General features: G+C 55.6%; 8 protein-coding genes. 4 read left to right on the top strand and 4 right to left on the bottom strand.

Annotated features, from left to right (window positions below):
- Window positions 1–1227: D-lactate dehydrogenase (dld, locus tag RTK32_RS13475; protein WP_312044753.1), on the top strand; the 1227-nt coding region annotated here is incomplete at its 5' end.
- A gap of 39 nt (window positions 1228–1266) precedes the next feature.
- Here the strand turns inward: dld and RTK32_RS13480 are convergent.
- The 3 genes from RTK32_RS13480 to RTK32_RS13490 form a co-directional block, all read right to left on the bottom strand.
- Complete coding sequence (locus RTK32_RS13480) at window positions 1267–3702, bottom strand: DUF3772 domain-containing protein (protein WP_312044755.1); 2436 nt, start codon at window positions 3700–3702, stop codon at window positions 1267–1269.
- A gap of 85 nt (window positions 3703–3787) precedes the next feature.
- Window positions 3788–4726 (bottom strand): D-alanyl-D-alanine endopeptidase, encoded by a 939-nt coding sequence (pbpG, locus tag RTK32_RS13485; protein ID WP_312044764.1) that lies wholly within the window; start codon window positions 4724–4726, stop codon window positions 3788–3790.
- A 178-nt stretch (window positions 4727–4904) separates the two neighbouring features.
- Window positions 4905–5492: a Yip1 family protein gene (locus tag RTK32_RS13490; RefSeq protein ID WP_312044757.1), complete on the bottom strand. Its 588-nt coding sequence runs from the start codon at window positions 5490–5492 to the stop codon at window positions 4905–4907.
- A gap of 218 nt (window positions 5493–5710) precedes the next feature.
- Between RTK32_RS13490 and RTK32_RS13495 the strand changes: the two genes are divergently transcribed.
- Window positions 5711–6286 carry a DedA family protein gene (locus RTK32_RS13495; protein ID WP_312044759.1) on the top strand — a complete coding sequence of 192 codons (576 nt, stop codon included), beginning with the start codon at window positions 5711–5713 and terminating at the stop codon, window positions 6284–6286.
- 48 nt (window positions 6287–6334) lie between these two features.
- On the opposite strand, the gene RTK32_RS13500 is transcribed toward RTK32_RS13495, so the two are convergent.
- Window positions 6335–7111 (bottom strand): SDR family oxidoreductase, encoded by a 777-nt coding sequence (locus RTK32_RS13500; protein WP_312044760.1) that lies wholly within the window; start codon window positions 7109–7111, stop codon window positions 6335–6337.
- A gap of 141 nt (window positions 7112–7252) precedes the next feature.
- Between RTK32_RS13500 and RTK32_RS13505 the strand changes: the two genes are divergently transcribed.
- Together RTK32_RS13505 and RTK32_RS13510 are read left to right on the top strand one after the other, a co-directional pair.
- Window positions 7253–9067, top strand: coding sequence for a glycoside hydrolase family 15 protein (locus RTK32_RS13505; protein ID WP_312044762.1), 1815 nt, complete (start codon window positions 7253–7255; stop codon window positions 9065–9067).
- A 171-nt stretch (window positions 9068–9238) separates the two neighbouring features.
- Window positions 9239–9801, top strand: a 563-nt coding sequence (locus RTK32_RS13510; protein ID WP_409451095.1) for a L,D-transpeptidase family protein, incomplete at its 3' end; no start/stop codon positions are given.

Raw genomic sequence — 9801 nt, forward strand, 5'->3', positions numbered from 1 at the left:
AGTGAAATGGCACTCTATGCGCAAAAAGATGCCAGCGGCAGGTTGATGCTGGTGAACCATCTTGGGATTGAACTGGGCAGCACGCCAGAGCAAATCCTCAGCCGTCTTGATGATGAAACCTGGCGGCCTGAAGATGTGAAATATGACAGGCGATACGCCTCAGATCATGATTACGCCAAACGAGTGCGCGAAGTCGAGGCGGACACGCCATCCCGCTTTAACGCAGACGCGCGGCGGCTGTTTGAGGCTTCCGGCTGCGCGGGCAAGCTGGCCGTGTTCGCCGTTCGGCTGGATACCTTTGCCAGCGAGAAAGCTCAGCAGGTTTTTTATATCGGCACTAATCAGCCAGCCGTGCTGGACGAGCTGCGCCGCCATATCCTGCAAAACTTTAGTGAACTGCCGGTGGCGGGTGAATATCTGCACCGCGATATGTTTGATATTGCTGAAACTTATGGCAAAGATACGTTTGTGATGATCGATAAACTCGGCACCGATAAAATGCCGCTATTTTTCGCGCTTAAAGGCCATACCGACGCGCTGTTAAAGCGCTTCTCGTTTATTAAGCCCAACCTCACCGACCGCATTATGCAAAAACTCAGCGGCCTGCTGCCTTCCCATCTGCCTGCCAGGCTGAAAGCTTATCGTCAGCGCTTCGAGCATCATCTGATGTTGAAGATGGCCGGGCCAGGCGTTGAGGAGGCGCGTCAGTACCTGAAAAATTATTTTCAGCAGGCGGATGGCGACTATTTTGAATGCACGCCAGAAGAAGGCAGCAAAGCCTTTCTGCATCGTTTTGCCGCTGCAGGCGCGGCGGTGCGTTATCACGCCGTCCATCAGCAGGAAGTTGAAGATATTCTGGCGCTGGATATAGCACTACGCCGTAACGACAGTGAGTGGTTTGAGAAGCTGCCGCCGGAATTTGACGACGCGCTGGTGCATCGCCTCTATTATGGCCACTTTTTCTGCCACGTCTTCCATCAGGATTACATCGTGAAAAAGGGCGTTGACGCACACGCGCTAAAGGAGAAGATGTTGCAGATCCTCAGCGAGCGTGGCGCGGAATATCCTGCGGAGCACAACGTAGGCCACCTTTACCAGGCCAAACCGCAGCTGAAGGCATTTTATCAGCAGCTCGATCCGACCAACAGTTTTAACCCTGGGATTGGTAAAACCACCAAAGCGAAAAACTGGGCGGAGTGTGGCTGTACAAAAAAAGCGGAAAGCTGAGAAAACAGCGGCATGGCCAACGACCATGCCGCCGGGTACTTAGGCTTCGCCGTCCTGCACAACGACCTTCTGCCCGTTGCGCTGCTCGACGATCATCGTCTGCGGCGTGGAAAGCACGATGCCCTCTTTGCGCAGTCGCGTCAGAATATCAAACAACAGATCGCTTTTTGCACCGGAAACCTGGCGCGGACTGGCCACGTTGCCGGTTACCGCCAGCACGATACCGGCGGGGGTGAGATCTTTAAACGCCACGGAAGGCTCTGGCGTGTCCAAAATACGTTCGTTATCAACATACACGTCCAGCAGCAGCTGGCGCACCTTCACCGGATCGATATCCAGTGGGAACGTCAGCGTAATAGTCGCCACGCCCTGCGCGTTGCCCATGGTCGCGTTACGCACGTTCTGTGAGATAAACTGCGAGTTCGGTACGATCACCGTGGATTTATCGCCCAGCTGGATCTCAGTGGCGCGCACATTAATGCGGCGGATATCTCCCTCAATACCGCTGATGCTGACCAGATCGCCCACCTTGACCGGCCGTTCGGTTAGCAGGATCAGACCAGAGATAAAGTTTTTGACGATCTCCTGCAGGCCAAAACCGATACCCACTGACAGGGCACTGACGATCCAGGCCAGCTTGTTCCACTGAAGCCCCATTACCGACAGCGCCAGCAGGATCACCAACACGTAGCCCAGATTGCTGAACAGCGTAATCAGCGACACCCGCATCCCGGTGTCCATGGTAGTTTTCGGCAGGAAATCCTGATCCAGCCAGCGGCGAGCCGAACGCAGCACATAGATGCCGACAATCAGGCACAGTAGCGCGTTCAGCACGTGCGCCGGCACGATATTCAGCGATTCCAGCCCTTTGCCGCCCCAAAATTCAATGGCTTTTTGCACCAGCTCAATTGGCGTGGCGCTGCTAAACGTGCCGTTCAGCAAGGCTATAGCGGCAATCAGCACCAGCACGGTTTTGCCCAGCGCGCCCAGTAGCGCGGCGACCTGAGAGAGATGACGCTCGTCGATGTTCAGCGAGCGCTGAATACCTTTGCCGGTAGCGTTACTGGTCGAAAACAACGATTCACAGGCATCTGCCACCAGGTGGCTGAGAATATAAAACGAGCCGCAGACGATCCCCGCCCAAATCAGCTCATAGCTTAAGAAGCGCGCCAGCGTGACGTAGCCGATCACCAACGTCGCCATAATCGCCACGCCGGTCAGCGTAATCGCCATCTGGATCAGGCCTACAAGCGTTGATTTCGCTTCCGGCTGCGCACCTTCCAGTACCAGCTTGCGGCGCACGCGGTTGGTCCGGAAACTGATAGAGAGTGCCGCCGCGCCGATCAGCAACGCGGTAATGCCGTTGGCCATCACCGTGGTGGCGACGCTGGTATTGGCGCTGCTGTTGAGGTTTTCCAGCGTCTGAAAGACGAACACCAGCCCTGCCATCAGTGGCGGAAAGGGTTTTAACGCCAGTGCTACCTCGTTGGAAATCGTCGGCAGTCGCCAGGAAGGTCGACGCGTGGAGAGAAACGCCCGGCCCAGGCCCGCAATCAGGCCGCAGAAAATGCTCAGACCAACCAGCTTATCGGCAAAATCGCGCACGTCGTCCGACACGTCCGGATGGCGGGTAAAGGCAAGGTCGAGAAAATTAAAGGCCAGCACGACCGCGCCAAGCGTGGTCAACGCAATCGCGGCGGCAAGAAAACTGCGGCGCAGGCGCCCTTCCGGCAGACGGTGGATGCCCACCCACGCCAGAAACTCTTCCATGTAACGGCGTCCGAACGTCGCTATCAGGCCCGCTAACACTATCCAGACAACGGTGCCCAGCCGAAAGCCCGGCTGCCAGGCCAGCACTGCCGTCTCGCCCAGCTCGTTGAGAAAGTCGCTCACTTTCTCATTGTCGTTACTTTGACTATTGTAGAGCGGCGACCAGAAACGCGGCCCGAAAATACTGCCTGCGTTCAGGGCAAGCTGGGTCTTTAACGCATCGCGGCGCAGACTGACGATCTGTGCAGACAGATTGGTCGCGCTGCTTTTAATCGCTTCCGCCTGGCTAATCTGATCGTCAACTTTCCCCTTCAGATTCTGCAAATTCTTACGCTTGCTGGTGACTTCCGCCGTCTCTTTTACGCCGCTTTCCGGTTTGGGCGGCGGGCCAAGTACGTCCAACTGCGCCTGAAGCTGGGTTCGCTGCGGCGTAATAGCCTGCACCAGCGTTTCAGCATCGCCGGACAGTTCCAGCGACATATCGTTGAGCGCGCTCAGCTTGCTGTCGTTGGTTTCGCCGGAAACCTGCTGTTTAATTTTATCCAGCACCTTCTGCATTTTCGGCAGCTCAACGGCGGCGTTCAGTTTGGCAGGCGCCTCGGCGGTTTGCTGGCTGGCATCATCGTCAGCGGCATACACGAGCGCGGGAGCAAAAGCGATAAGCGCGAACAGGCAAGCGCGTAAATAAGTCACTATGGTAGACATGAAAAGTTCCAGGTATCAGACAATCGGGCAGGCAAACACGGGTTATTTTAGGGGGTTGCCTGCCCGAAAACCAGCAGATGCTTAACTATTCAGTAACGTCGCCGCTACCGCCATTGCTGACCATTTCCGCCGCCCGCTGCTTTTTATAACTTAGCGCCGCGGCGGGAACCGGCGAGACTTTCCCCGTTTCCAGCCAGCTGCGCAGGCGGTTGGCGTCGGCAAAGTGGGTATATTTCCCGAAGGCGTCCAGCACTACCAGCGCGACCGGACGCTGTTTGATCACGGTACGCATCACCAGGCAGTGGCCCGCCTCGTTAGTAAAGCCGGTTTTGGTCAGCTGAATATTCCAGTCCGGTCGGTAAACCAGATGGTTAGTGTTGCGGAACGGCAGCGTATAGGGTGGATTAGCAAAAGTAGCCATCTCTTCATGCGTCGTGCTCAGTTGCCCAAGCAACGGATAGCGCTTGCTGGCAATCAGCAGCTTAGTCAGATCACGCGCGGTCGACACGTTCTGAATCGACAGGCCGGTAGGTTCCACGTAGCGCGTATGGGTCATACCCAGCTCGCGCGCTTTCGCGTTCATCGCCCGAATAAAAGCGTCATAGCCGCCCGGGTAGTGATGCGCCAGGCTGGCGGCCGCGCGGTTTTCCGAAGACATCAGCGCCAACAGCATCATATCCTTACGGCTGATTTCACTGTTTAAACGTACGCGGGAGAAGACGCCGCGCATTTCCGGCGTGTGGCTGATATCGACGTTAAGTATCTCGTTCATAGGCAGATGCGCATCGAGCGTGACCATCACCGTCATCAGTTTGGTGATAGAAGCCATCGGCCGCACCAAATCAGGATGGTTGGCGTAGAGCACTTTATTGGTGCTGAGGTCGACAATCATCGCGCTGCCGGAAGCAATCTGCGGCTGCGAGAGCGACACCTCGTGCGGGCTGACAGCGGCCTGGCGCGCAAGAACCTGTCCAGTAAAAAGCAAAGCCAAACTCAAAAGAGACAAGCGAATTTTTGCAGGCATTATTGAAAACTTAATCGGGTAGTGGTTCAGGTATGGCGATGCCATACGCCGCCGCCGCGCAATGCACGCCACACGGGGCTGGCGGCGTCATCATACGCTGAGGGAGAATCTTTTTCCTAAGGGATATTCGTATCCGGGCGTAACGAATCCGCCGTCGATGATTTGACGGCGGTCACGGTTAAAACAGGCGGTAGCCATACCCCCACAGCACGACGGTCAGCGCCAGCAGCACCTCAAAGACCAGCACGCCAATAGCCAGCGTGGAGCCAGAAAAGCGCAGGCTTTCTTCCCGGTCGATATTCAAAAACATAGGAATGCCGAGGTACAAGAGATAGCCGGTATAGGCCAGTGCCAGCGTGCCGACAAAAAGGCATAACCAGACCAGTGGATAAAGTGCGACCAGACCGCTGATAAAGAGCGGCGTAGCAACATAGCCGGCAAAGACGGTACAACGTTGCAGGCTGGGGCGCTGAGGATAGTTGCGTGCCATCCAATGAATCACCCTCCCCATCACCGCGACCCCGCCTAAAATCAGGCCGTAAAAAACAATGGCGAGCATAAAAGCGGTAACCAGCGTCAGCTGAATGGTACGCTGTGCGCCAAAATCCCAGCCTAAGCGGGTCGTCCCGATAAAGGCACAGATCACCGGAATCAGCGCCATCAATAAAACATGGTGCGTATAGTGATGCGAAACGGTTTCGTTCTCTTGCCGAATATCGCGCATTTCACGGTCAGGATGCGCAAGAAGTCCCCATACGTGGTTCATATCTTCACCCCTTAATCTTTGAGAAGCCGCAGCGGAATGGCGGGTCACGTAAAGTATAAGCGATCGCAAACTGTTTATTTTTTAAACGCCACCACCCGATGCTAAGCGATTCTGTTTGTTACGAAAAAAAGTGCATTTTCTGGCAACTTTTGTCCCGCTTTGGCCCTCAGCGTTTAGACTAAAAGCTTTGAGCGCATTAACCGCAGGAGCAAACGCAAATGGATATTAATCACCTGATCGAACAGTACGGTTACGTGGCGCTGTTTTTAGGCTGTATTGCCGAAGGGGAAACCTTCACGCTGTTGGGCGGCGTGGCGGCGCATGAAGGCCTGCTGCATTATGGCCTGGTGGTGCTGGTAGCGATGGCAGGCGGCATTCTGGGCGATACCGCGCTGTTTTTCCTTGGCCGTTATTACGGTGCGACCATCCTTAAAAAGTTTAAAAAACACCAGAAGCAGATTAAGAAAGCCAACTCGCTAATCCGTAAGCGGCCGGTGCTGTTTGTGATTGGCGTACGCTTTATGTACGGCCTGAGGATTGTTGGCCCGATTATCATCGGTTCCAGCCAGCTTAAACCACAAAAATTTATGTTGCTGAACGTGATTGGTGCCGTGCTGTGGGCACTGATTTTCGTTTCGCTGGGCTATATCGGTGGTCAGGTTATCGCACCGTGGCTGCACACGCTGGATCGTCACCTCAAGCAAATTTTCTGGATCGTGCTGATTGTGGCGCTGGTCTGGGGGGTAAGAATTTGGTTTAAGCGCCGCGCCGCACGTCAGCCGGATGAAGAGTAACCCCGGCAAATAAAAAAGGCGAAGTCGGCGCTTCGCCCTGGCTGACAACTACTTCTGCATAAAAAACTGTGGGTTTGCCAGCGTGAAGCCGCCGTCTATCACAAAAGACTGGCCTGTGGTGTAGCTTGCCCATTCGGAACAGAGCCAGGCCACCATGCTGGCTATTTCGCGCGGATCGCCTGGTCTGCCTGCCGGGATTTCAGGGATCGACACGTTGTGAGCGTCATTATCGCTCATGTTGTTCATTGGCGTGGCGATAGCGCCGGGCGCGACCGAATTGACCAGGATCTGATGCGGCATCAGGCTCAGCGCCATCGATTTGGTCAGACCGCCCAGCGCATGTTTGGCCGCCGTGTAGGCCGTGCAATCCGGCAGCGGCGTGTGCTCATGTACCGAAGTGATGTTAACAATCCTGCCACCTTCGCCCTGCGCGACCATATGGCGCGCGGCAATCTGCCCACAAATAAAAGCCCCGTCCACATCCACGGTAAAAACTTTCCGCCACGATTCGAAAGAGGTTTCCAGAAAAGGGGATTTCTCGTTGGTGCCGGCGTTATTAATCAGCGCGTCAATACGGCCAAATTTGCCGATCAACGCTTCCAGCGCGCGGCCTCCTTCCTGTGGATCGGCCAGGTCAAGGTGCTGGATCTCCGCTCTTCTGCCCCGTTCGCGTACCTGCTTCGCCGTATCCTGTGCGCCTTTTTCATCCGAGCGCCAGGTAATGCCGATATCGTACCCCTGCTCTGCCAACATAATCGCGCTGGCCTTGCCTATCCCGGAATCGGATGCGGTTACAACGGCAACTTTATGCTCTGCTTTACTCATGGGTTTTCCTCGCTCGTGGTCAAACAGCTAAGTATAGATGAGGGTAATTCAGTGGCGTTTACACTTGCTTGCGCTTCCTGACATCTGCCCGGCCTGCCCCTGACTATAGTTAAAAAACAATCGGCCTCCCGAGGAAAGGGTATGAGTAAGATAAAAAGAAAGATTGAAGATCATGGCGTTATTGGCGATTTACGCACGTGTGCTTTAGTCGCCAACGATGGCGCAATCGACTACTTTTGCTGGCCGAATCTGGACAGTCCTTCCGTCTTTACCGCCCTGCTGGACGGCGATGAAGCGGGCCTTTTCAGCATTGAGCCTGACTGGCCGGAGGCACGCCACCAGCAGCTTTATCTGCCCGACACCACCATTCTGCAAACGCGCTGGCTGGATCGTAAAGGCGTGGCGGAGATCACCGACTATATGCCGCTCTGCCAGCAGGAAGATCGGGAGCCTCGCCTGATCCGACGGGTTAAAGTTATCCATGGCGAAGCGACATTTACGCTGCGCTGCGCGCCCGTTCATGATTATGCACGTGCCGATACTATTGCCAGCCTGGATCAGGGCGACGTGCTGTTCAGTGCGGAAAATCAGCCTACGCTGCGGCTGAGCGGGAAAGCCGACTTCCAGCTGGCGCGCAATACAGCGACAGCCACATTTACCTTAAAAGCTGGCGAACACCGTGAGTTTGTATTGGGTGGCGCGGATGACGAAAAGGTAGATGAGGAAAAAACAACCCTCTGCTTTCAGGATACGCTGCGTTACTGGCGTGAATGGAGTGCGAAAAGCACCTACCGCGGCCGCTGGCAGGAAATGGTCACCCGTTCAGCCCTGACCCTGAAACTGCTGACCTCCTGGAAGCATGGCTCTATTGCCGCCGCGGCTACGTTCGGCCTGCCGGAAGAGCTGGGCGGCGAACGCAACTGGGACTATCGTGCCTCGTGGCTGCGCGATGCCTCTTTCAGCATGTATGCGCTGATGCGGCTGGGCTACGTTGATGAGGCTCGTCATTTTACCCATTGGGTGGGACGCTGCGTGGAAAACAGCCACCACGATGTCGAAAAGCTTCAGGTGATGTACCGCATCGACAGCGGTACCGAGCTGCACGAAAGCGAACTGCTTAACCTGTCAGGCTATGCCAACTCGACACCGGTACGCATCGGCAACGACGCCTGGAATCAGACCCAGCTGGATATCTATGGCGAACTGATGGACGCGGTTTATCTGGCTAACAAATACGGTGAGGCAATCTCACATCGCGGCTGGCTGCACGTCAGTAAAATGATCGATCACGTCAGCGAAAACTGGAACAAGCCCGATGCCGGTATCTGGGAAATGCGCGGCGAACCGGAGCATTTTCTGCATTCGCGCCTGATGTGTTGGGTGGCGATGGATCGGGCGATACGACTGGGCCAGAAGCGTTCGCTGTCGTTTCCGTATGAGCGCTGGCTGCGCACGCGCGACGCTATCCGGGAAGATATCTGGACCCACTTCTGGAATGAAGAAAAAGGGCATTTTGTCGCGACGCGCCACGGCGATTTCGTTGACGCTTCCATGCTGTTGATGCCGCTGGTCAGGTTCGTGGGCGCCACCGACCCCGACTGGCTGGCCACGCTGGACGTCATTAAAGACAGGTTGGTTAACGACGGACTGGTCAAACGCTATAACCGAACCGAAACGCCAGCTGACGGACTGGAGGGCACGGAGGGATCCTTTACCGCCTGCTCGTTCTGGTACGTGGAGTGCCTTGCACGTGCCGGCCGGGTTTACGAAGCCCATTTTGAATTTGAAAAACTGCTAAGCTATGCCAATCCGCTCGGGCTTTATGCCGAAGAGTTCGATCACCAGGGCTATGCTTTAGGCAATACGCCGCAGGCGCTCAGCCACCTGGCCCTGATCAGCGCGGCTTTTTTCCTGAACCGTAAACTGAACGGTGACGATCCGCTATGGCAGCCCTGACGCGGATGGCCGCAGAAAACGCTCTGTGGCTAAATTTACGTAAAGCTGGCTTTTTACAGCAAATGCAGGTTTATTCCTGCTGAGTAATGACCATATAATGTGCAGCCGGTCACAGCCGACCTGCACAGGCTCCTTTATCCACAGATTACATGGCGCAATACCTTGAAGAATATGAAAAAAAGCATCCGCGCGTTAGCCACTTTACTGCTGGCCGCCACCGCTTACAGCCAGTCTGCTTCTGCCGTGGTTTATCCTCTGCCCGCCGCCAACAGCCGTCTTCTTGGCGAAAACATTGAAATTACCGTGCCTCAGGAGAGCAAACTGCCGCTGGAAGCGTTTGCCGCACAGTATCAGATGGGCCTGAGCAATATGCTCGAAGCCAATCCTGGTGTGGATGTTTATCTGCCCAAAGCGGGTTCAAAACTGATCGTGCCTCAGCAGCTGATCCTGCCCGACGCCCCGCGCGAAGGTATTGTGATCAACAGCGCCGAAATGCGGCTTTATTATTATCCGAAAGGTGGGAAAACGGTGGTTGTGCTGCCGGTTGGCGTGGGTGAGCTGGGTAAAGATACGCCGGTAAACTGGACGACTACGGTACAAAGCAAGAAGGATGGCCCAACCTGGACGCCGACGAAAAAGATGCATGAAGATGCCGCGGCGGCCGGTTCGCCGCTGCCGCCGATCTTCCCGGCCGGCCCGGACAACCCAATGGGTCTGTACGCACTCTATATCGG

Source organism: Erwinia sp. (assembly GCF_031978025.1).
Classification (GTDB): Bacteria; Pseudomonadota; Gammaproteobacteria; order Enterobacterales; family Enterobacteriaceae; genus Erwinia.